Below are 24,178 nucleotides of genomic sequence, written 5' to 3'. Positions count from 1 at the left end.
TGCATCACTGTGGACACTGCACAACGGCCAAACCTGATTATTCGTCAATACCATGACCTGATAGACTACGAAGCTCGCTTTCAGGAAATGAAACACTGGACTGAACAACGTGATGCAGACAGCCCTGACCAACTCTGGATTTTGCAACATCCAAATGTACTGACCCAAGGGCAAGCAGGCAAAGCCGAACATATTTTAATGGCGACAGATATTCCTGTGGTACAGACTGATCGTGGTGGTCAAGTCACATGGCATGGCCCAGGCCAATTGGTCGCCTACTTCATGTTTGACCTGAACCGTTTAGGCTGGAATGTCCGTACTTTGGTATCTTATGCTGAAAACTTGATGATTGAGCTGCTTAAAAAATACGGCATTGAAGCCTATGCCAAAGCCGATGCACCGGGGGTATATGTCAATGAACGGAAAATTGGCTCACTTGGTTTTAAAATTCGTAAAGGCCGTAGTTATCATGGTTTAGCCCTTAATATTGATTGTGACTTGACTGGTTTTCAAAGTATCAACCCTTGCGGCTATGCAGGTTTGGAAATGGTACGTGTGATGGATTTAGTCGAGAACTATCCACATTTTGAAAACTTCTGCGCAGATATCATTGAAACTTTACAAAACAGCGGTTACTTTAATGACGTTCAAGTCATTCACGTATAAATGGCTTTCTTTTCAATAAGAAATAAAATAGAGTATTTACTCTAAATAATGATTTATAACACAGGGATTCAGCGCGTGATTTCAACTAAATCTGTGAAACCCGCTTTGCAACTAGCCTATGTCAAACTCATGATGGATATCATTGGCAGAGGTTTAGTCATGGCAAGTCAGGTCGATGAAGAAATTAAACAAGAAGTTGCCAAATTCCCAAGCAACTTTGTCTTGTCTATGAAAGTTTTTCCAAATGGTCCAGCCTTTATTGCCAAAGTCACTGAAGACCACCAACTGGAATTGCTACAAAATACAGCCCAAAAACCAGATTTAACCATTACCTTCAAACATTTAAACCATGCCTATTTGGTCTTTTCCTTTCAGGAAAGCACAGCACAAGCCTTTGCACATGACCGCATGATTGCCGATGGTGATGTGTCTTATGCCATTCGTTTAGTGCGTTGCCTGAATAAAATGGAAGCACTGATCTTGCCTAAATTACTGGCAGAATTGGCAGTAAAACAATATCCAAGCGAACTTAGCTTAAAAGAAAAACTATCAGGTGCAGCCAATATTTATCTAAAAGTTGCCCAATCTTATTTCAAACGGAGTGCATAACATGGCGAAGCCTTATTACGAATTTTTTTGCCCAGTCAAAGTCATTGCGGGTCATGCCGCACTTGAACACATCCCGTTTGAATTGGCGACACTAGGTTCTCAACGCCCAATGATCATTACCGACAAAGGTGTGCGTTCCAACAATTTGCTTGCACCGATTGAAGCGGCTTTTGAATCTACCGATGCCGTGATTGGCTATGTTTTTGATGATGTCCCGCAAGATTCAAGTGTGGCAACAGTGCGTCGTGCGGCACAGTTGTACCGTGAAAATAACTGTGATGCCATTATCGCGGTGGGTGGCGGTTCAGTAATTGACACTTCTAAAGCCACCAATATTTTAGTCAGCGAGGGCGGTGATGACTTATTGCAATATTCAGGTGCGCATAACTTACCACGCCCACTGAAACCTTTTTTTGTGATTCCAACCACATCTGGAACAGGTTCAGAAGTGACTATGGTTGCGGTGGTATCCGACACAGAAAAGAACGTCAAAATGCCATTTGCATCGTATTACTTAATGCCACATGCAGCCATTTTAGACCCGCGTATGACGCAAACTTTGCCACCACATTTAACAGCAATGACGGCTATGGATGCCATGACGCACGCCATTGAGGCTTATAGTTGCATGGCAGCCAACCCAATTTCTGATGCTTATGCCACTGCAGCAATTAAAAAAATCAGCAATAACCTGTTCAATGTATTAGACAACCCAAGCGATGAACAAGGCCGTTTGGAACTGGCACAAGCATCGACTATGGCGGGGATTGCGTTTTCAAACTCTATGGTCGGGTTGGTGCATTCCTTAGGTCATGCCTTGGGTGCTGTGGCACATTTGCCACATGGACTGTGCATGAATTTATTCTTGCCATACGTGTTGGAATACAACAAAGACGTCAATGCCGATAAAATTGCCGAGCTACTATTACCTTTGGCTGGCGCAGACGTCTATGCACAAACCCCTGCACATTTACGTGCCGATAAAACCATTTCGACACTCTTAGCCATTCGTGACCGCTTATATGCACTGACTAAATTGCCACGCACTTTACAAGAAACTGGTAAAGTCAGCGAAGCACAATTAGATGAAGTCGCTGAAAAAGCCCTGAACGATGGTTCGATTATTTACAACCCGAAAGAAGCCAATTTAGAAGAACTCAAAGCTATCTTAAAAAAGGCTTGGTAATTCCTACAAAATAGGCGAACATAGCCGAAAATCTAGCCTGATGTTTTTCTAAACATCGGGCTTTTCATTGGTAGACTGCTGCGTCTGATGTTTTTTCATCAATATGGCGTTTTTTCTGCTAAAAAAGAAAGCAAAGATACTGACAAAGCGCGTCATTATGGAATAGATTGGCGCGTTTTTACTTTTTATGTAGGGGGGATTGTTCGTCTCAAACAATCCTGAACAAACATGACTGATCCTTGATCAACGATTAAGAGGATAACGCCGTTGACAAATATCTCTGGGACTCAATCGGCAGCTAAACTGCAAAAAACGCTAGGACTCTGGCACATTATTATTATTGGTTTAGCCTACATTCAACCGATGACGTTATTCGACACTTTCGGCTTAGTATCGGAAGAAAGTCATTTTCACGTACCCACATCTTATATTTTTGCACTGGTTGCCATTCTTTTAACTTCTTTAAGTTATGGTCACATGATTCGTCGTTATCCTTCTTCTGGGTCGGCGTATACCTATGCACAAAAATCGATTCATCCCAACGTTGGTTTTATGGTGGGTTGGTCATCTTGGCTAGATTATTTACTCTCACCAATGGTCAACATCATCTTGGCGGTGATTTATCTGGAAGCCTTATTCCCTGATGTGAATCACTGGATTTGGGTGGTGGTACTCACGGCATTTATGACGGGTGTCAACTTGCGTGGCGCGCGTTTTGTCGCCAACTTTAACAGTATGATCGTTTTGGTACAGTTGGTGGTCATTGGCGTATTTACATGGATGATGTACACCAAACTTCAGGCAGGCTTCAATGCCGATGGTCCAATTACTGCCGAGCAACGTTATCAGTTATGGAGCTTAGAACCTTTCTGGAATGAACTTACTTCGGTAGGCGCATTGATTACAGGTGCAACCCTACTCTGCTTCTCATTTACAGGTTTTGACTCACTCAGCTCACTTGCAGAAGAAACCAAAGACACTGAAAAAACCTTACCGAAGGCAATGTTCTTAACTGCGCTAATTGCGGGTGTAATTTTTATTGTCAGCACCTATTTCATGCAGATTTTCTTCCCAAATGAACCGGGCAGCTACTTTAAAAATATTGCAGAAACGCAGCCAGAAATTCTGCTCTTGGTCGGCGGCTCGCTGTTCCAGTCTTATGTGCTTGCCTTTGCTATTGTAACGGTAATGGCATCTGGTATTTCGGCTCATGCGGGCGTATCGCGTTTAATGTACGTGATGGGTCGTGATGGCGTGATCAACAAAAAAATCTTTGGTCATATCAGCCCACGCAGCTATACACCTTCATACAATATTTTAATTGTAGGTGCTGTAGCGTTAACTGCTGGTTTTATGGACTTGGATTTTGTCATTTCATTAATCAGTTTTGGTGCCCTCACCGCATTTAGCTTTGTGAATTTATCGGTGATTTCACGTTACGCGCTACGTGATGGTCGTACCAAAGGCTTTAAAGACCTTCTCAATTTTGTGATCGTACCGTTGTGCGGCTTTATTGCAGTCTTTGCTTTATGGCTCGAAGTCGATGAAACTTCATTGAAGTATGGCTTATGGTGGGCGATGTTTGGGGTTTTATACCTCGGTTATAAAACCAAAGGCTTTAAACACCCTGCTCCGCAGCACAATGAGTTTGATGATCGCTAAGACAAATAGCATCTCAACCTCTTAAGATCAGGCGCTTTATGCGCCTTTTCTTATGCCTCAAATGGGTTTCAGCTTTAAAGCAGCAAAATAGCGAAAATAAAAAAGCTAAGTACAATTTTGTCTCAGCTTTTTATCTATCAATGCATACAATTACGATGAAGATCGCATCAAATTTGAAATGAATTGATGCTCAAATTAGAGCAATGCTTTAAAACCTTGCTGACGCCATGCCTCATACACAATCACAGCCGTTGCATTGGACAAGTTTAAACTACGTGAGTTTTCTGCCATGGGTAAACGAATCCAGTGCTGCTGCGGAAACAACATGCGTACGGCTTCTGGCAAACCGCGTGTTTCAGGCCCCATCAACAAGGCAACAGGTCGGTTTAAATCCGAAGTATGTGGTGTTTCTGTGCCTTTGGTGGTTAATGGATAAATCGCATCTAAACCCACGCCTTTGCTGTCTAAATCAGCCAAGCATTGCTCAAGATTGTCCCAAATCTGCATACGTGCCCATTCGTGATAATCCAAACCTGCACGTTTCAGCTTTTTATCATCCAACTCAAAACCTAATGGCTTAATCAAATGTAATTGCGCACCTGTATTGGCACACAAACGAATGATATTTCCTGTATTGGCTGGAATTTCAGGCTCATATAAAACAACGTGGATCACAAATTTACTCTACTTTTCACAATCCCTCCCCAGCTCCCTTTAGAAAATGTAGGAACTCCCCTCTTTTTAAAAGAGGGATTGGGGGAGATTCATTACCATTTCAACTGTTCACGTAAATTGACCACTTCACCAATAATGGTCAAGGTAGGCGCCTGAATGTGGTGCTGTGCGACTTTACTAGCAATATCCGCCAACGTCCCCACCACCACTTTTTGTTCAGGGGTCGTGCCTTTAGAAATTAAGGCGACAGGCATATCCGCCCGTTGTCCATGTGCAATCAGTTTTTCACAAATGCTTTCTAAGCCAATCAAGCCCATATACAGCACCAAAGTCTGGTGTTCATACACCAATTCTGACCACGGCAATTCAGGCGAACCTTCTTTTAAATGCCCAGTAAGGAAACGCACACTTTGCGCATAATCTCGATGAGTCAGTGGAATGCCTGCATAAGCCGAACAGCCCGAGGCTGCGGTGATGCCCGGTACGACCTGAAATGACACACCTGCTTCATACAATTCTTGAATTTCTTCACCGCCACGCCCAAAAATAAACGGATCGCCACCTTTTAAACGGCAAACTCGCTTACCTGCTTGTGCATATTTCACCAATAATGCATTGATGCCTTCTTGCGGTACAGCATGGTTAGAACGTGCTTTTCCGACATAGACTTTTTCGGCATCACGGCGACACAATTCTAAAATAGGTGCAGACACCAAACGATCATAAATCACCACATCGGCTTGCTGCATTAAACGCAAGGCTTTTAAGGTCAGTAACTCAGGATCACCTGGCCCTGCACCAACCAAATACACCTCGCCTTTCGGTGTTTGCCATTCCGCTAAAGCCTGTTGGATACTTTGGTTTGCAGCGTCAAGATTGTCGTTGAACACCTGTTCTTTAAGAGGACTGGCATATAGCTCCTCCCAAAAAATACGGCGCTCATCTGGATTTACAATTTTCTGTTTTACTGCGGCACGCCACTGACCTGAAAACTCTGCCAGTTTGCCCATACCATGCGGAATGGTACTTTCCAGTTGTGTACGAATTTGACGTGACAATACAGGCGATGTGCCATTACTCGCGACTGAAATCACCAAAGGCGAACGGTCAATGATGGCAGGCACCATAAAACGGCAATGTGGTGGGTCATCAACACTATTGACCAGCACATTTTCGGCTTCGCAAGCTGCAAAAACTTGCTGATTGACCAAATTGTTATCCGTTGCAGCAATCACCAAACGATAGTGACGTAACGCAGTAGATGGACTAAAAACATCCTGTACATACTGCCCCTGACTTTGTTGCACCAGTTGCAATAAATTGACATCAATTTCAGGGGCAAGCACATCAACTTTTGCGCCCGCTTTAGCCAGTAACACCGCTTTGCGATAAGCAATATGCCCACCGCCCACAATCAGACAAGGTTGGTGCTGCAACTTTAACGAGATTGGAAAAATATCCACACTAAACCTCAATATTTAAATCTGATTGTAAGCAATTTCATCCTAAGTCGACCTGCACTCAACTTAGTCAATAAACTCTAAACCGCCCATGTACGGACGTAATACTGCAGGAATTTCAATCGAACCATCGGCACGTTGATAGTTTTCCATAACAGCCAATAAAGTACGTCCTACCGCCAAACCTGAACCGTTTAATGTATGCACAAATTCAGTTTTCTTTTGGTCGGCACGGTAGCGTGCTTTCATACGACGCGCTTGGAAATCCCCCATGTTTGAGCATGATGAAATTTCACGGTAAGTGTTTTGACTTGGCACCCAAACTTCTAAGTCATAGGTTTTGGTTGCGCCAAAGCCCATATCGCCACCACATAGAATAATTTTACGGTACGGTAAACCAAGTGCCTGCAAAATACCTTCTGCATGTCCAGTCAATTCTTCTAAAGCCTGCATTGAGGTTTCTGGTTTTACAATCTGCACCATTTCGACTTTATCAAATTGGTGTTGGCGGATTAAACCACGAGTATCGCGACCATAAGAACCTGCTTCGCTGCGGAAACAAGGGGTATGAGCGGCATATTTTAATGGCAAGCGTTCAGGATCAATGATTTCATCACGCACAAAGTTGGTTACTGGAACTTCGGCAGTTGGAATTAGATAGTATTCTTTTTCACCTTGTAGCTTGAACAAATCTTCTTCAAATTTAGGCAGCTGACCAGTACCACGCAATGAATCTGCATTGACCAAATACGGTACATACGCTTCGGTATAACCATTTTGAACAGTATGCGTATCTAACATGAACTGTGTAATCGCACGTTGTAAACGCGCCAATGGCCCTTTCAGAACGCTAAAACGAGAACCTGTTAATTTGGTTGCAGTTTCAAATTCCAAACCACCCATCATTTCGCCAAGGTCGGTATGATCTTTAATTTCAAAATCAAACTGGCGTGGTGTGCCCCATTTCAATACTTCCACATTATCAGCTTCATCTTTACCTTCAGGCACAGACTCATCTGGCAAGTTTGGAATAGACAATGATTTAGCTTCTAACTCATCTTGTAACTCTGCCAAAGCCACTTCAGCGGCTTTGATTTCATCGCCAATAGCAGCCATGCGCGCCATAATTTCAGAAGCATCACCACCTGCTTTTTTAATCTGACCGACTTGTTTTGCGCCCGAATTACGCTCTGCCTGTAATGCTTCGGTTTTAGATTGCAATTCTTTACGACGTGCTTCAAGTGCTGCCCACTCTGCCACATCTAATTGCACACCACGTTTTGCCAAGGCTAAATTTACAGCCTCAATATTATTTCTGAGTAATTTCGGGTCAATCATAGCCAGTCTTGGAATAAGAAAAAAACTGGCTATAGTGTAAGCGCTTCGGGTTAAAAAATACAGTAACCCGATTCACGGCTGCACCTTATTACAGCAATCTCTGTGTATTTTTGTGCAATTTTATTGGCTAGGATACTGCGGCAAACTTGGCAAATATTCAGACTTTATTAATTTTTCTGTCGCGTAGTAAGGCAGAATCAACTCAGGCATACCTTCTGCATAAGATGCCAATTCATACAACGGGTAGACAAAGACCAAACCATTGGCGCCATAATAAAAATTATCGCTCAGTTTAAACTTTTCACGGGAAATATCATGTTCATCTAGCCAGTTATAATTATGGTTAAATAATTCTTCTGTCATTTTGGCTTCCGTATTGGGCAGCATAATATCTTGCAACGCCAAACGCTTTTTCTGTTTTAAATCAAAAGTCACAAATTCTTGGTGATGAATACCATGTGCTGCACCCGCAGGGTAACTATAGCTTTGCAAACTAAACGTCGCTAAATTGGCATGTTGCCCGATATAACGCACATAGCTCGAACTCTGACTCAGTCGCATAGGATCGGTTTCTTCTACCTTTGGCGTTGCAGTTGATGCCGCAGCTTCAGAAAATGCAATTGGGTCTGCCTTTTGCAAACGCTGCATAAAATATTCATCAATCCACGCCACATTGGTTTTTACTGTCTGAATATCGTAAGCAGTACAGCCTTCTTCATCACAAATTTGCTGTTGTGGCAATTTAAGCGCCACCACTTTAGCTTGAATCACAGGAATCTCGGCTGTGACAGATGCAGGCGCAGCTTGCTCAGTTTCGGTTTTAGAAGTTGCCTCACTCTTTGGCTGACATGCAGTCAACAACAGAACCGAACTTAAAGCGACAGCACCCAAAAACACCTGTGATTTTAAATATTGCATTAAATTCCCCTTCTACCACGATTCATAAAGTCCAATGATTAGAAATGCAAACCTGCACAAATCTTGCGATAAAATTGCTTCAATTGAATTAGTCAAGACTATAGATAACTCTCGCTGTTCAATCCTAGAGCAGTTGTGTAACGGAATAATCGGGGGATAAAGTTGCTTAAAATTAATGCTCATATTTTTGTATGATTATTTTTATTTTTTCATTATAAATCAAAATATTGATAACACATCATTAGTGCAAAATGATGATCTGTGATGACTCAGTCTATATCCTGCATACTGCAAAATGTGAATTATCCCAAGATTTATCCACAGAAATTGTGGATTTCTCGGGAAGAATATTCAAATAAATTTCCGCTATGCTGAAGCTGAAAACCTTCTCCCTGTGGGAGAAGGCTAGGATAAGGAATAACAAATTATGCTTTTAAAAGAATGTATGAAAACATTCAATTATTGATCAATAATGTCCGTGCCTTTTGGTGGAGTAAAATTAAAAGTTGAGGCTGGTATCGCCGCATTGACTTTTACATTATTAAAGCGCACATGCGTGGTTTGTCCCAATGAGTCCTGTAAAATCATTAAGGTTGGCGCGTTACGCGCACCAAAACTAATGGTTAAACTCTGAAATACGCCATCATCACTTTTTGGGTATAAGGTGTAATAAGTCTTTGACTTATTCGGCTGGGTCACACGATACGACTGCATGATTTGATTGGTATTGCCCGAAAGCAACAACGCAGGCGTATTTGCCACTTGATCATCTAGGCTTTGGCGTACAGCTTGTTGTAAGTCTGGGTCATAAATCCATACGGTTTTACCCGTAGTCACAATTGTTTGTTTGGCTGGACTGGTGGTTTCCCAAAAGAATTTACCCGGACGCTCAACTTTCATAACCCCTTTAAAATTCTGGTTCATGTGCTGTGCCGATAAACCACGGTTTGGCAAAGCCTTGCCATTGTTGCTAACTTTTGTGGTTTGCTCAAAATTGGCGGTAAAACTTTTAATACCATTCAATTGTTTAACAAGGTTTGCTGTCGCTTGTTGCTCCGATGCTGCCACTGGCGCAGCAAACACTGTAGTACTCATGATTGGCGCTAAAGTGGTTGCACCCAATGCCACAGCACACATCGTTTTACGAAGCATATTCATAGATTCACCTTTTTATATTTGCTCAATCGCAATGTTTTGGATGTCCCATCTTAAACCAATTTCTGGCGCTAATATGATAGAAAATAAGAAGTTTTGTATGCTTATTAATATAAAATGTAGAAATTTATCCATCATGATGAAGAACTAAAAGTTATCCTTTGACCCTAATTTTCCATCATACAAGCATAAAAAAACCCACAATCACTTGTGGGTTTTTTCACTATTTCAGCTTACGCTTCAACAGATACGTAGCGACGGCCAAATTGACCTTTCACTTCGAATTTTACTACGCCGTCAGCAGTAGCAAATAAAGTATGGTCACGGCCCATACCTACGTTTGCACCAGCGTGGAATTCTGTACCACGTTGACGAACGATGATGTTACCAGCAGTTACAGTTTGACCACCGTAAACTTTAACACCTAACATCTTAGGATTCGAATCACGACCGTTCTTAGTCGATCCACCGGCTTTTTTAGTTGCCATGTCTATTTACTCCTAGTGATTAGCCTGCAATACCAGTAATTTTCAACTCGGTAAACCATTGACGGTGACCTTGTTGCTTACGGTAGTGTTTACGACGACGCATTTTAACAATACGGATTTTGTCGTGACGACCATGACCAACCACTTCTGCAGTTACTTTAGCGCCAGCAACAACTGGAGCACCGATTTGAACGTTGTCACCGTTTACAACCATTAATACGTCATCAAACGTAATAGTTGCGCCAGTTTCAGCTTTCAATAATTCAACTTTAAGGGTTTCACCCTCAACAACACGGTGCTGTTTACCACCGCTTTGGATTACTGCGTACATAATGTACTCCAAACATGCCCGTGTCGTCGTGCCGATAAAGGGATATATCGATCTTAAAACGAACGCCACTGGGGGTTATTCAAGGGCAAAGATTTTAAGCGATATTCGCACAAACAACAAGCCATTTACGGCAATTATTGCACAACAAGGTTGATTATTTAATACCCAGCCGCGTAAATGACTTTCTGCAGCCTCATCCATATTCAATGGATCAATCAATACAGACAGATTGTGTTGGCGTAAACTGCTGTGCTTGTTAAAATCATGCCCAACTTGAGCAAATAACTGAATTTACCCACAAAGTTATTGACTTCGTTTTCTAGTAGAATTAACAATTACAGCATTTGGCAGGTGCCTAACTATTGCATTCATTGCGTTATTTTCGCAGACTTAAGCAGTTTTCTTGGCTGTAACATAAGTTACAACTGATTCAACTAAGTTGTCATTCAATATTATTGAGGTTTCTCTTCACATGACCATCGACTTTAAGCAAGACATTCTCGCCCCTGTTGCTTCTGATTTTGCCGCGATGGATACATTTATTAATGAAGGGATTTCCTCTAAAGTCGCGTTAGTGATGGCGGTTAGTAAGCATGTGGTCGAAGCTGGCGGTAAGCGCATGCGTCCAATTATGTGCTTACTTGCTGCCAAAGCTTGTGGTGCAGAAGATTTAGAGCGTCAACGTAAACTGGCTGCAATTATTGAAATGCTGCATACCGCAACTTTGGTGCATGATGATGTGGTGGATGAGTCTGGTTTACGTCGTGGTCGACCTACTGCTAACGCCACTTGGAATAACCAAACAGCGGTTTTAGTCGGTGACTTTTTAATCTCCCGCGCCTTTGACTTATTGGTCGATTTAAACGATTTGGTATTGCTAAAAGACTTTTCTACAGGGACTTGTGAAATTGCCGAAGGTGAAGTTTTACAATTACAGGCACAGCATCAACCTGACACTACAGAACAAATTTATTTAGACATTATTCACGGCAAAACTTCACGTTTATTTGAACTTGCCACTGAAGGTGCAGCAATTTTAACAGGCACGCCACAGTACCGTGAGCCGTTGCGTTTATTTGCAGGACACTTTGGCAATGCCTTCCAAATTATTGATGATATTTTAGATTACACATCAGACGCTGAAACATTAGGTAAAAATATTGGCGATGATTTAATGGAAGGCAAACCAACTTTGCCTTTAATCTCTGCATTAAGAAATACCACTGGCGAACAACATCAAATTATTCGTCGCAGTATTGCGACAGGTGGTACTTCTGACCTCGATCAGGTTATTGCCATTGTGCAGTCCTCTGGCGCTCTCGATTATTGCCGCCAACGTGCCACAGAAGAAACAGAAGCCGCTATTGCCGCTTTAGAAGCACTGCCAGACTCGGAGTATCGTCAGGCCTTAAAGAATTTAGCCTTATTGGCTTTACATCGCATTCAATAATTTAAGCAGCTTATGCATATAAAACTCAACGATTTATTTAGAAAAATGCAAGAACAGCTGGATACACCAAAAGCTGTTCTGGATGAAAATCTGCTGATTGAACTGGTCAATCGTATCCGTCCAAGTGACACTCAAGATTTAGAAGAAACTCATCAAAAGTTTCAAGCTTTCTTACAAGCCTTGCTGCTGACACCCGATGCCAGCTCAACCTTGCAACATTTTGTTTTACGTCTAATCAATCAATACAAACAAACCAGTTTATATGCCGACACGGGAATTTTATCGCTCGATGGTTTTTGGAATCAGTTGTTTCAGCGTTTGGGCGCGCACTTTTTACCGCTGATTAATGATGAAAGCCAACTGCAAGATTTAGTCCGTCGAGTTTTTCCACTACGTAGTGATAAATACTGGCTCGACAATATTGAAGATACCGAATGGCAGCAATTATTTACTTTACTGAATCGCGGACATGGCGGACAAACACAAAAACGCCTGATTCGCAGTGAAATTATTAAAGCTCTAACAGTGCTGTCATATCGGGTCAGCGGCATTGGTTTATATCCTGAATTTATTAGTGCCTATCCTGAACTAAGTGAATATGATTCACCTTTTTTGGCACAAAACCGCGAAATCAACGAGTTTATTCAGCTTTATAAAGTTGCCGATCAACAACACGATCAAATCAGTGCCATTCAACCACCCGATGCCTCTCAAGCTTTGGTGATGATTGACCAATGTCATGATGTCAGCAGTAAAATTCGTCGTGCCACCAAACGAACTGGCGTCAGCATCAGTCTGACCTACTTATTGTCTTTACTTGAACAATGTTTAGAGCGGATTGAACTGTTGCTGAATTTAATCGTGGCGCAAGACAAAGTCCGTTATGTTTCCGCAGGACAGTTACTTGTAGATGTCACTGCGGCACTATATAGCGAACGCAGTGTACGCTCCTTGCTTGCAGAAAACAGTGAGTTAATTGCCTTACAAGTCACTGAAAATGCCAGTAAAACGGGTGAGCATTATGTAAGTACCGACAAAGACGGCTTTTGGGGCATGTATAAAGCTGCGGCAGGTGCAGGTGTTTTAATTGCCACGATGGCGACTTTAAAAACCCTCGCCTCGCGTTTAGTGCTCGCTCCGATGATGCAGGCCATCATCAACAGCATGATTTATTCATTTGGTTTTATGCTGATTCATGTCTTGCACTTTACTGTTGCCACCAAACAACCCGCAATGACTGCTGCAGCATTGGCTTCTACGGTACAGCATCGTAAAGGCTCTAAAATGGCACAAATTGCCGAACTTGCTGCCTTAATTATTAATATTATCCGCACGCAGTTCGTCGCCATTTTGGGCAATATCTCGATTGCCATTCCAGTCGCAGCCTTAATTGCTTTTAGTTGGGATGCCATGTTGCATGAACCGTTGATGTCACATGCCAAAGCATCCAATATGCTGCACGACTTGAATCCGTTTACTTCACTTGCCATTCCACATGCCGCCATTGCAGGGGTATTTTTATTTCTGTCTGGTTTGATTGCAGGTTATTTCGATAACATGGCCGTGTATCGTAAAGTCGGGCCACGCCTAAAAGCCCATCTGCATTTAAAAAAGCTACTCGGACAAGAACGTCTCAATATATTTGCCAATTATATAGAACGAAACTTAGGGGCTTTGGCAGGTAATTTCCTGTTCGGGATTATGCTCGGCAGTACCGCTACGCTGGGTTATATTTTGGGTTTACCGATTGATATTCGCCACATTGCCTTCGCTTCTGCCAACTTTATTCAGGGTTTAATGAATATTAATGGCTCACCTGAAATTGGCCTGATTATTGTGTCCTTTTTAGGCGTGCTGCTAATTGGTTTAACCAACTTATTTGTCAGCTTTACTTTAACCATTATTGTGGCATTGCGTGCGCGTCGGGTACGTTTTGAACAGTGGAAACCTTTGGCAAAATTGGTGCTGACTCACTTCTTAACCCGTCCAAGTGATTTCTTTTGGCCACCGAAACAACCAATTACAGTGGATGACGATTCATCCTCAAATACTGAACGAAATGCTAAAATTTAGTGCACATTTACATTGCGCACAAAGTAACAAAAAAAGAAATTCTTCTCATTTACATTGGCTTGAAATAAAGTGTACTGACTAGTACACTTTATTCCATTCATCAACCGTGCTCAAATCGGTTAAACTTACAGGGATTTTTAGCATGCCTAAAATACTGCTTTATCTCGGTAGTTTACTATTTATAATCAGTGTGTTAGTGCTAAACATTCCAAGTTGGCAACAATTTGATGTTGCCAGTGTGGAGTTTTTAAGTACCCAGCGCACCGCACATTTGAATCAATTGGCAATCACACTTTCTGTATTAGGTGGCATGCCATTTGTATTATTTTTAACCTGCCTATGGTGTTTCTATTTGGCATGGTATAAAAAATACACAAAAATTGTTTTTATCAGTGTAGGACTGGTCGTAAGTATTGCGCTTTCATGGCTGCTCAAATACCTATTCGCGCGACCTCGCCCGCCTGAAGCATTGCATTTGGTGGAAACTTTTGGCGCATCATTTCCAAGCGCTCATAGTTTTTATGCTGCAACTTTAGGTTGTTTGGTGATTTACCTGAGTTTGCAACATCCAGCGCATAAAATTTTGTCTGTGTGCGCGTGGTTATGGATGTTGCTGATGGGCATTTCCCGTGTGTATCTGGGAGTGCACTATCCTTCAGATGTCCTCTCTGGTTGGAGCATAAGTTTTATTTGGATCAAATTGTGGTATCTGTTTTGCGCTCAATATCTGCAAGACAAACCAATACATAAGTTTAGATAAAAATCTAATAGAGGTGAAAGAATGATGTCTGCAAAGCTTTGGGCTCCTGCCCTGACTGCTTGCGCATTAGCCACAAGTTTAGCACTTGTGGGTTGTAGCAAAGATCCAAAAGATGCACAGCAAGCAGGTGCAGCTCAGCAAATGCCACCGACTGAGGTTGGCGTACTGGTGGCACAGCCACAAAGCGTGGAACAGTCTGTAGAACTGTCTGGACGTACCACAGCCTTTGAAATTTCAGAAGTTCGCCCACAAACCAGTGGTGTGGTTCTGAAACGTTTATTTACCGAAGGCAGCTACGTGCGTGAGGGTCAGGCGCTTTATGAAATTGACTCACGTACCAACCGTGCCAGTCTAGACAGTAGCCGTGCAGCACTCACCCGCCAGCAAGCGCAATTGAATGTGTTACGCATTAAAGAAGGTCGTTACCGTCAGTTGGTAGGCAGCAATGCAATCTCTAAACAAGAATATGATGACATTGTGGCACAGGTAAAACTTGCCGAAGCCGATGTTGCTGCGACTCAAGCAGAAGTACGCAATGCCGAAATTAACTTAGGTTATTCGACTGTACGTGCCCCAATTTCAGGGCAAACCAACCGCTCTACTGTGACTGCAGGTGCATTGGTTACTGCGAGTCAGGCGGAACCGTTGGTGACTATTCAACGCTTAGACCCAATTTATGTAGACATCAATCAGTCCAGCGCAGAGTTACTACGTTTACGTCAGCAATTGAGTCAAGGTAGTTTAAATAGCAGCAACAACACCAAAGTGAAATTAAAACTTGAAGATGGCAGCTACTACCCTGTTGAAGGTCGTTTGGCTTTTTCTGATGCCAGCGTGAACCCAGAAACAGGCACCGTGACTTTACGCGCCGTGTTCCCAAATTCAAATCATTTATTATTGCCGGGTATGTTTGCCACTGCGCAAATTGTGCAAGGTGTGATTCCTAACGCAATCTTGATTCCACAAGCTGCAATTAGCCGCACCCCAACTGGTCAGGCAATGGCAATGATTGTGAATGCCAAAGGTATTGTTGAGCCGCGTCCTGTAACCACAGTTGGTACGCAAGGCAGCAACTGGATTGTGACTGAAGGTTTGCAAACTGGCGATAAAGTGATTGTCGAAGGTATTGCCAAAGTAAAACCTGAACAGCAAGTGGTCGCTAAGCCGTATCAACCGCAAGGCGCTGCTCCTCAAGCTGCACCTGCTGCACCAGCAAAATCGGGGGATGCCCAACCAGCCTCAGAAGCCCAAGCAACTGAATCAAAAGCTACTTCAAATACATAAGGAGTAGACGTTAATGGCTCACTTTTTTATTCATCGCCCCATTTTTGCATGGGTGATTTCATTGGTAATCATGTTGGCGGGGATTATTACCCTCACCAATATGCCAATTGCCCAATATCCGACCATTGCACCGCCAACGGTCACCATTGCTGCAACCTATCCGGGTGCATCTGCTGAAACTGTGGAAAACACAGTAACGCAAATTATTGAACAACAAATGAACGGTTTGGATGGTCTGCGCTATATTTCATCCAACAGTGCGGGGAACGGTTCTGCATCCATTACGTTAAACTTTGAACAAGGTATCGACCCAGATATTGCACAGGTTCAAGTACAGAACAAATTGCAATCTGCTACGGCGCTCTTGCCTGATGATGTGCAACGTCAAGGCGTGAAAGTGACCAAATCAGGAGCGAGCTTCTTACAGGTTCTCGCTTTTTATTCACCTGATGAAAGCCTGTCTGCCGATGATATTAAAGACTATGTTAACTCTAACATTTCTGAACCGCTGAGCCGTGTTGCAGGTGTGGGTGAAGTACAAGTCTTTGGTGGCTCATACGCAATGCGTATTTGGATGGATCCTGCCAAAATGGCAAGCTTGCAAGTCACACCAAGTGATATTGCTCAAGCGATTCGTACCCAAAACGCACAGGTTGCGGTAGGTCAATTGGGCGGCGCACCTGCAATTCAAGGTCAGGCTTTGAATGCTACAGTAACTGCGCAAAGCTTGCTGCAAACACCTGAACAATTCAGCAATATTTTTCTAAAAAATACCGCTTCAGGCGCTCAAGTGCGCTTGGGTGATGTGGCACGAATTGAACTTGGTGCAGACAACTATCAGTTTATTTCTAAATACAACGGCAAGCCTGCGGGCGGTGTCGCAATTAAATTATCTACAGGTGCTAACGCCCTAGATACTGCTGCTGCTGTGGAAGAACGCCTCAAGCAATTACGTCCTAACTACCCTGCGGGTTTAAAGGATGAGTTGGCTTTTGATACCACGCCATTTATTGAACTTTCGATTAAGAGTGTTGTTAAAACCTTAATTGAAGCGATCATTTTGGTCTTTATTGTGATGTTCCTGTTCTTGCAGAACTGGCGCGCCACAATTATTCCAACTATGGCCGTACCTGTGGTGGTACTGGGTACCTTTGCCGTGATCAATATGTTTGGCTTCTCGATTAACACCCTGACCATGTTTGCCATGGTACTGGCGATTGGTCTATTGGTCGATGACGCAATTGTCGTGGTGGAAAACGTAGAACGTGTCATGGTCGAAGAACATCTTGACCCTGTGGCGGCGACTGAAAAGTCGATGAAACAGATTTCAGGCGCACTGATCGGGATTACCTCGGTATTGTCTGCGGTATTCGTACCTATGGCATTCTTTGGTGGGACTACAGGCGTTATTTATCGTCAATTCTCAATTACGCTTGTGACTGCAATGGTGTTGTCACTGGTCGTAGCGTTGACCTTTACCCCTGCCCTATGTGCCACGATTCTTAAACAACACGATCCAAACAAGCCTGAAAGCAACGGTATTTTTGCGCGTTTCTTCCGCTGGTTTAACCGCAGTTTCGATAAGCTCTCGGTTAAATATCAAGGTGGTGTTAACCGCATGACGCATCATAAAATCTTCTCGGGGGTTTTATATGCAGTGGTACTGGGCATTATTGTGTTAGTGTTCCAAAAACTACCATCATCATTCTTGCCTGATGAAGATCAGGGCGTGGTGATGACATTGGTACAACTCCCACCAAATGCAACTTTGGAACGTACTGACGCCACCATGACCAGCATGACCAACTTTTTCAGAGAAAATGAAAAAGAGCATGTGCAGTCGGTATTTAGTGTTTCAGGCTTCTCTTTCTCAGGCGTTGGTCAAAACGCAGGTATGGCGTTCATTAAGTTAAAAGACTGGAGTGAGCGTACAAGCCCTGAATCTCAAGTTGGTGCAATTATCCAGCGTGGTATGGCACTGAACATGATTGTGAAAGATGCCACTTACATCATGCCATTACAGCTTCCTGCGATGCCAGAATTAGGGGTCAGCTCAGGCTTTAACTTGCAACTGAAAGATGCTGCGGGCAATGGTCATGAAAAACTCACCATGGCACGTAATATTGTGTTGGGTGAAGCGTCTAAAGACCCTCGCTTAATGGGCGTACGTCCAAATGGTCAAGAAGATACACCACAGTACCGTATTATTATTGACCAAGCGCAAGCAGGTGCGGCAGGTGTCAGCATTGCTGAAATCAACAGCACCATGGGCATGGCTTGGGGTGGTTCGTACATCAATGACTTTATTGACCGTGGTCGCGTGAAAAAAGTCTATGTGCAAGCCGAATCTGATTCACGCATGATGCCTGAAGACCTGAACAAGTGGTATGTCCGCAACAACCGTGGTGAAATGGTGCCATTCTCAGCCTTTGCAACAGGCGAATGGACTTATGGTTCACCTCGTTTGGAACGCTATAACGGCGTATCTGCCAAGAACATTCAGGGTGCACCTGCGCCAGGTATCAGCTCTGGTGAAGCCATGCAAGCGATGGAAGAAATTGTCGCAAAACTTCCATCTATGGGCTTAAACGGCTTTGACTATGAATGGACAGGTTTATCACTTGAAGAACGTGAATCGGGCGATCAGGCACCATTCCTCTATGCACTGTCATTACTGATTGTATTCTTGTGTTTGGCAGCCTTGTATGAAAGCTGGTCTATTCCATTCTCGGTGCTGTTGGTGGTACCGTTGGGTATTGTCGGAGCATTATTGCTCACCTTCGGGGGCATGATCTTGTTCAAAAACCCGAACCTATCCAACAACATTTACTTCCAAGTGGCGATTATTGCCGTGATTGGTTTATCTGCCAAAAACGCGATTTTGATTGTGGAGTTTGCCAAAGAGCTACAAGAAAAAGGTGAAGACCTGTTTGAAGCGACCTTGCATGCTGCAAAAATGCGTTTACGTCCAATCATTATGACCACTTTAGCCTTTGGTTTTGGTGTATTGCCGCTTGCACTTTCTTCAGGTGCAGGTGCAGGTAGCCAACACTCGGTCGGTTATGGTGTTTTAGGTGGTGTGATTAGCTCAACCTTGTTAGGGATCTTCTTTATTCCTGTATTCTATGTCTGGATTAGAAGTATCTTTAAATACAAACCAAAACAACAAAATAATCAGGAGCATGTATCGTGATGCAAAACTTATGGTCGCATACAGGCCGTGGTATTGCGGTTTCTGCCCTCGCGCTTGCTTTGACAGCCTGTCAAAGTATGCGTGGGCCAGAGCCCGTCGCTCAGACAAGTATTCCAAGCAGCTATACTGCTGCTGCATCGGGTACTTCAGTGGCTGAACAAGGTTATAAAGATTTCTTTGCCGATCAACGCTTATTACAAGTCTTGGATATGGCATTGAACAATAACCGTGATTTACGCACAGCGACGCTGAATATCCAACGTGCCCAACAAGCCTATCAAATTACCGAAAACAACCAGTTACCTACCATTGGTGCTAGCGGTGGCGTACTGCGTCAAGATCAAGGTACTGCTTTAGGCACACACACACGCTATAACGTTGGTTTAGGTGTAACTGCCTACGAACTAGATTTTTGGGGTCGTGTACGCAGCTTAAAAGACAATGCATTAGATAACTTCTTGGCAACTCAAAGCTCGCGTGATGCCACACAAATTGCCTTGATTGGTCAGGTGGCGCAAGCATGGCTCAACTATTCTTTTGCCAATGCCAATTTAAAACTGGCAGACCAAACCTTAAAAACACAGCTTGAGTCTTATAACCTCAACAAAAAGCGTTTTGATGTCGGCATTGATAGTGAATTACCTGTCCGTCAGGCACAAATTTCAGTTGAAACTGCACGTAATGATGTCGCCAACTACAAAACCCAAGTCGCGCAAGCACAAAACTTGCTGAACTTGTTGGTGGGCGAACAAGTTCCAAGTGCGTTATTGCCAACGCAACGTGTGACGCGCATTACCAAAACTACCGCAATTGACGCTGGTTTACCAAGTGACTTGCTGAATAACCGTCCTGATATTCGTACTGCAGAGTATCGACTATCGGCTGCGGGTGCCAATATTGGTGCAGCAAAAGCACGTTTATTCCCAAGCATTAGCCTCACGGGCAATGCAGGCTATGCATCAACTGACTTGAGTGATTTGTTTAAATCAGGCAGTTTTGTTTGGGCAGTGGGCCCGAGCATCGACTTGCCAATTTTTGATTGGGGCACACGCCAAGCCAACATCAAAATTTCAGAAACGGATCAACAAATTGCTTTGGCTGACTATGAAAAATCAATTCAGTCTGCATTCCGTGAAGTGAATGATGCTTTGGCAGTTCGTCAAAATATTGGTGATCGTTTAGCGGCACAAAAACGCTTGGTTGATGCGACCAATACCACTTATAAATTATCTAATGCACGCTTCCGCGCAGGCATTGACAACTATTTAACCGTGTTGGATGCACAGCGTACGTCTTATGCAGCAGAACAAGGTTTATTGTTGTTGGAACAAGCCAATTTGAACAATCAGGTGGAGTTGTATAAATCTTTGGGTGGCGGTGTGAAAGCCAACACTTCAGATGCTACTTTGCAACCTGCATCATCGGCAGAACGTAAAGCGCAATAAGCCTTTGCGTCTACCTTAAATTTGCTGCTTAACAGCTCAATACATACAGACACATACAGACTAAATCAGCTCACTTCGGTGGGCTTTTTTATTGCTTTTTGCCAGTACATTTCATATCTTCAATACGTCTTGTTTTTAAATATTAGAATCTTATGTTGCTCAGTAATCTTGAATCTGTACCAGGTCATCGTATTTCACGGCAAATTGATGTGGTCTATGGCAGCACCGTACGCAGTAAGCATGTGGGGCGTGACTTCTTGGCAGGACTCAAAAATATTGTCGGTGGTGAATTAACGGCTTATACCGAATTACTAGAAGAATCACGCCAAGAAGCGATGGATCGTATGATTGCTAAAGCACGTGGTTTAGGTGCCAATGCTATTGTTGGGATTCGCTTTTCTACCTCGAACATTGCCCAAGGTGCTTCGGAATTATTTGTTTACGGTACAGCAGTGGTGGTCGAGGCAGATATTCCTAAACTTCCAGACCCATTTCCAGCATCACACTAAAGTAAAGATTATTGGACAGGAATAACATCACATGGATAATTTAATTCTGCAAATTGTTGTCTTTGCGATTTTATTTGCTGTAGGCTTTGGTTTTGGGCGACGCAACGAACGCAAGCATTTCAAATATTTAGCCGAGCAAGAACTGCGTTTAAGCTATATTCAGATTGATAATAACCGCTTCCAGACCAGTCCCAATTTTGGGCAATTGATACATAGTAATGTGGTCATTTCTCACGATTATTTTAAGTTTGTGATTGCCAATATTCAGAACTTCTTTGGCGGGCGTTTGACCAGTTATGAAAGTATTGTCGAGCGGGCGCGTCGTGAAGCCATCGTCCGTTTAAAATTAGAAGCTGAAAAAATGGGCGCAAATCATATTATGGGGCTGCGTTTAAGCACCACAGAATTGGGGATGCAAGGCGGCATGGTCGAAGTCTTTGCTTATGGAACGGCGGTTCAAAATAGCGTTAGTCAATTCTCTGCAAAACGCTGAGTACATCTTTCAGCGTTTGTAAAGAATTTAGTATAAATACTGATCTCGATAAGGCTGAGGAATTTGATATTGCCGACCATCAAATTTTAAAGTGAAACGCTGTTGAGTAGACACTCGTTTAGTTTCTTTGCAATTTTCTAAATCGCCCGACATTTCATAATGTTGAATACGATCACGTAATTGCATATCAAAATATTGTCGAGTTGTATTTCGCAAGATCATTAAAATAGCTTTGCTTTCTATTACTTTGGCATTACAACGTGTATCGGTTTCTGCCTGATAGCGCGCTACGATTAAGCCGTTTAAAATTTTCTTGTTATGTTGTAAATCATATAAATCGAGTACTTGCGCCGAAAAAGGATTGGCACTTGAACGTCCTGCATAATTCCTTCTTAAACCAATTGCCCTTAAGCTTTCAGAAACTTGATACGGCGCCAAATCTAAATGGATAGAACGCAGTTCAATTGCATCTGAAGGCAAAAGCTCTTTCACGTGATAGATTGAATGAAGCTTTTGCGTTTTACTATTTACGGTTAAAAAAGTCAGCTGATAATCATCTACAGGTTGATCATCTTTTGTCTGAGTTTCAGCATAAGCAATTAAAGTTTGTTCAGTAACATTGGGGAAATCTGCACAAGCCAAAAAGTCCTCATTCACTGTGGTTGTATTTGTGTGCTGTCGTAAAATCTTTTCAATATATTCAGGTTGTTTACACAACGAATCATCGTTTGTTTGTAATTTGGCAAATGTCGTTTGAGTCATCCCTAAGAAAGCGAAAAGCCACGCGCTGATAAAAAAAAACCTTTCATTATTAAACGCATGGCTCATCCTTCTTTTTGTTTTTATTATTTTATTTTGAAGTCACTTTGATTAAAAATTACTTCACTTTGGTTTTACGAATCATTTTATATAAAGTACTTGGCGATAAACGCGACACCAACACGCCCAGTTTTTCTTTAGCGCCCCCGACCACGATATATTCATCGCCTGCCATGAGTGCTTTAACTGTATTTTTAGCAAAAACATCGGCATCTAAACCATTTTCAATGGCTTCATCTTGATGTCCTTGTGGTTTGCCTTCACCATTCAACGCATTAAAAGACACCTTGGTATTCACAAATCCTGGGAAAACAACTGAAACCTGTACGCCCTGCTCCGCTACTTCGGCACGCAAACTATTCGCCCACATGTGAATGGCACTTTTCGCTGCAGAATATGACGCGCGATATTGCGTACCCAATAATGCTGCAACACTAGATACAAAAATAATGCGACCATGTTTTTGCTGTAAAAAGGTCGGCAAGACAGTTTTGGTCAGAAAGACCTGAGAGAAATAATCCACTTCCATAATGGTGCGTTCAGTCTGCATAGTGGTATCGGCAATTAAAGCGCGCTGACTTAAACCTGCATTATTAATTAGCCAGTCAATGCGTCCTTTACGTGCCAAAACTTGTTCATACGCATGTAACACCTGACTTTCATTGGTAATATCTGCACATACAGAAAGATGACGTTCAGGATTCAGCAAACTCACGCGTACTTTTTCAAGTTCTTCATAACGACGTGCGGTTAAAATCACTTGTGCACCTTGTAAAGCACACTCTTTTGCCAATGCCTTACCAATGCCAGAAGATGCACCTGTAATCCACACCACTTTATGTTCCAAGTTTTCCCGTTTTGCCATAACCGTTTGTCCGCGTTATTTAAAAATTTAAGTCATCAAAATTTAAGTCTTAGGTTTTGCAGGATGCTGCAAAAACCCAAGAAAATGGTTTAAATATATCTCTGCACTTTCCAAATCGAATTGCGCACCCATTTTTTCTAGGCGTTTATACCCCAGTTGCGTAGTCAAATGAATCACGCCGTTTAAAGTTTTATCGACCACCAAATTAAATTTCAGCATTTTTTTCGGATCACGAATTAAATAACCCACGCCCTGATCAATAATTTGAGTAAACCCTTTAAATGCAGGCGCAATACATGCACTGTTGCCCTGCCGAATTTGCTCAATACAACCCAACGTTTCTTTCATAACAATACTATCGACAGGATAAGTCACAAAACCTTGCCCTTCCTGCTGATACATCATGCTTGCCAGATAATTCACCATAGGCGTTAAGCGTTCATTGCCAAAAAACGACACCGACCATGGCATATATTTTTGCATGGTTTGTATGACTTGCTGAATAATTTTTTCAGATTCACCATCCAGTGAATGACTAGAACGTGACAATTCACCAAAAAGTTGCTCAATAATTTCACAAGAAATATCGGTCAGTACCGCCCCCAAAGCTTTAGATAAACTTTCCGATTCACCTGCATTGAGTTGTTGATGAATGTGTTGAAATCTTTGATATGTTTCTGGTTTTAATTTTAAAGATACAGCATAAGTCATAACTGAACTTGCCTATTTTGACCGTATTGATGTGTTTTCATCTATTTTAAAATCCATTGCTTAAACCCAGTTTAAAACAGTGTTACAG

The 24,178-nt window shown here is 42.6% G+C and carries 22 protein-coding genes; 12 read left to right on the top strand and 10 right to left on the bottom strand.

From position 1 onward, the window contains the following. Positions 1-9 precede the first annotated feature (9 nt). From lipB to FTU66_RS00400, 4 genes are all read left to right on the top strand, one after another. Complete coding sequence (gene lipB, locus FTU66_RS00415) at positions 10-666, top strand: lipoyl(octanoyl) transferase LipB (RefSeq protein ID WP_180112147.1); 657 nt, start codon at positions 10-12, stop codon at positions 664-666. A 75-nt stretch (positions 667-741) separates the two neighbouring features. Next, complete coding sequence (locus tag FTU66_RS00410) at positions 742-1,275, top strand: hypothetical protein (protein WP_168418011.1); 534 nt, start codon at positions 742-744, stop codon at positions 1,273-1,275. 1 nt (position 1,276) lies between these two features. Continuing rightward, complete coding sequence (locus FTU66_RS00405; RefSeq protein WP_019837059.1) at positions 1,277-2,461, top strand: iron-containing alcohol dehydrogenase; 1,185 nt, start codon at positions 1,277-1,279, stop codon at positions 2,459-2,461. A gap of 267 nt (positions 2,462-2,728) precedes the next feature. Beyond that, complete coding sequence (locus FTU66_RS00400) at positions 2,729-4,123, top strand: APC family permease (protein ID WP_178866175.1); 1,395 nt, start codon at positions 2,729-2,731, stop codon at positions 4,121-4,123. 195 nt (positions 4,124-4,318) lie between these two features. On the opposite strand, the gene FTU66_RS00395 is transcribed toward FTU66_RS00400, so the two are convergent. The 7 genes from FTU66_RS00395 to rplU form a co-directional block, all read right to left on the bottom strand. After that, positions 4,319-4,798: a tRNA (cytidine(34)-2'-O)-methyltransferase gene (locus tag FTU66_RS00395; protein WP_004972260.1), complete on the bottom strand. Its 480-nt coding sequence runs from the start codon at positions 4,796-4,798 to the stop codon at positions 4,319-4,321. Positions 4,799-4,890: 92 nt separating this feature from the next. Then, entirely contained in the window at positions 4,891-6,261 is a 1,371-nt protein-coding gene (gene cysG, locus FTU66_RS00390; protein ID WP_180112146.1) for a siroheme synthase CysG, read from the bottom strand. A 63-nt stretch (positions 6,262-6,324) separates the two neighbouring features. After that, positions 6,325-7,596 carry a serine--tRNA ligase gene (gene serS, locus FTU66_RS00385; protein ID WP_104853137.1) on the bottom strand — a complete coding sequence of 424 codons (1,272 nt, stop codon included), beginning with the start codon at positions 7,594-7,596 and terminating at the stop codon, positions 6,325-6,327. Between the two features lie 120 nt (positions 7,597-7,716). After that, positions 7,717-8,514 carry an RsiV family protein gene (locus FTU66_RS00380; RefSeq protein ID WP_131260689.1) on the bottom strand — a complete coding sequence of 266 codons (798 nt, stop codon included), beginning with the start codon at positions 8,512-8,514 and terminating at the stop codon, positions 7,717-7,719. 459 nt (positions 8,515-8,973) lie between these two features. Beyond that, entirely contained in the window at positions 8,974-9,672 is a 699-nt protein-coding gene (gene lolA / locus FTU66_RS00375; protein ID WP_096902723.1) for an outer membrane lipoprotein chaperone LolA, read from the bottom strand. A gap of 230 nt (positions 9,673-9,902) precedes the next feature. Continuing rightward, positions 9,903-10,157 carry a 50S ribosomal protein L27 gene (gene rpmA / locus FTU66_RS00370; protein WP_004760935.1) on the bottom strand — a complete coding sequence of 85 codons (255 nt, stop codon included), beginning with the start codon at positions 10,155-10,157 and terminating at the stop codon, positions 9,903-9,905. Between the two features lie 19 nt (positions 10,158-10,176). Then, positions 10,177-10,488: a 50S ribosomal protein L21 gene (rplU, locus tag FTU66_RS00365; protein ID WP_004972275.1), complete on the bottom strand. Its 312-nt coding sequence runs from the start codon at positions 10,486-10,488 to the stop codon at positions 10,177-10,179. 472 nt (positions 10,489-10,960) lie between these two features. Here rplU and sdsA point away from each other — a divergent pair, with 472 nt between their 5' ends. The 8 genes from sdsA to FTU66_RS00325 all read left to right on the top strand — a co-directional run bounded on the left by sdsA (position 10,961) and on the right by FTU66_RS00325 (position 21,695). Further along, positions 10,961-11,938, top strand: a complete 978-nt coding sequence (gene sdsA, locus FTU66_RS00360; RefSeq protein WP_180112145.1) for an All-trans-nonaprenyl-diphosphate synthase — start codon at positions 10,961-10,963, stop codon at positions 11,936-11,938. Between the two features lie 12 nt (positions 11,939-11,950). After that, positions 11,951-14,011, top strand: a complete 2,061-nt coding sequence (locus FTU66_RS00355; protein ID WP_004972279.1) for a site-specific recombinase — start codon at positions 11,951-11,953, stop codon at positions 14,009-14,011. Between the two features lie 142 nt (positions 14,012-14,153). Beyond that, positions 14,154-14,771: a phosphatase PAP2 family protein gene (locus tag FTU66_RS00350; RefSeq protein ID WP_180112144.1), complete on the top strand. Its 618-nt coding sequence runs from the start codon at positions 14,154-14,156 to the stop codon at positions 14,769-14,771. 21 nt (positions 14,772-14,792) lie between these two features. Then, a complete protein-coding gene (locus FTU66_RS00345) occupies positions 14,793-16,055 on the top strand; it encodes an efflux RND transporter periplasmic adaptor subunit (protein ID WP_180112143.1) in 1,263 nt (420 codons plus the stop codon). A gap of 13 nt (positions 16,056-16,068) precedes the next feature. Further along, positions 16,069-19,248: an efflux RND transporter permease subunit gene (locus tag FTU66_RS00340; protein ID WP_180112142.1), complete on the top strand. Its 3,180-nt coding sequence runs from the start codon at positions 16,069-16,071 to the stop codon at positions 19,246-19,248. Continuing rightward, positions 19,248-20,693, top strand: a complete 1,446-nt coding sequence (adeK, locus tag FTU66_RS00335; RefSeq protein ID WP_180072285.1) for a multidrug efflux RND transporter AdeIJK outer membrane channel subunit AdeK — start codon at positions 19,248-19,250, stop codon at positions 20,691-20,693. Before FTU66_RS00340 ends, adeK begins: the two co-directional genes overlap by 1 nt. Before the next feature lie 152 nt (positions 20,694-20,845). Next, on the top strand, positions 20,846-21,202 hold the full coding sequence (locus FTU66_RS00330) for a YbjQ family protein (protein WP_004972285.1): 357 nt from the start codon (positions 20,846-20,848) through the stop codon (positions 21,200-21,202). Between the two features lie 31 nt (positions 21,203-21,233). Further along, positions 21,234-21,695: a YbjQ family protein gene (locus FTU66_RS00325; RefSeq protein ID WP_167845835.1), complete on the top strand. Its 462-nt coding sequence runs from the start codon at positions 21,234-21,236 to the stop codon at positions 21,693-21,695. A gap of 27 nt (positions 21,696-21,722) precedes the next feature. Here FTU66_RS00325 and FTU66_RS00320 read toward each other — a convergent pair whose 3' ends face one another. The 3 genes from FTU66_RS00320 to FTU66_RS00310 form a co-directional block, all read right to left on the bottom strand. Then, positions 21,723-22,457 carry a hypothetical protein gene (locus FTU66_RS00320; RefSeq protein ID WP_096902728.1) on the bottom strand — a complete coding sequence of 245 codons (735 nt, stop codon included), beginning with the start codon at positions 22,455-22,457 and terminating at the stop codon, positions 21,723-21,725. Between the two features lie 115 nt (positions 22,458-22,572). Further along, positions 22,573-23,379 carry an SDR family NAD(P)-dependent oxidoreductase gene (locus tag FTU66_RS00315; RefSeq protein WP_096902729.1) on the bottom strand — a complete coding sequence of 269 codons (807 nt, stop codon included), beginning with the start codon at positions 23,377-23,379 and terminating at the stop codon, positions 22,573-22,575. 42 nt (positions 23,380-23,421) lie between these two features. After that, positions 23,422-24,090: a hypothetical protein gene (locus tag FTU66_RS00310; protein WP_004972289.1), complete on the bottom strand. Its 669-nt coding sequence runs from the start codon at positions 24,088-24,090 to the stop codon at positions 23,422-23,424. Positions 24,091-24,178: the final 88 nt, after the last annotated feature.

It is taken from the genome of Acinetobacter sp. YH12131, assembly GCF_013418635.1.
GTDB classification, from domain to species: Bacteria; Pseudomonadota; Gammaproteobacteria; order Pseudomonadales; family Moraxellaceae; genus Acinetobacter; species Acinetobacter towneri.
The sequence above is the reverse complement of the archived record's forward strand: the minus strand, read 5'-3'. Positions and strand labels throughout refer to the sequence as shown.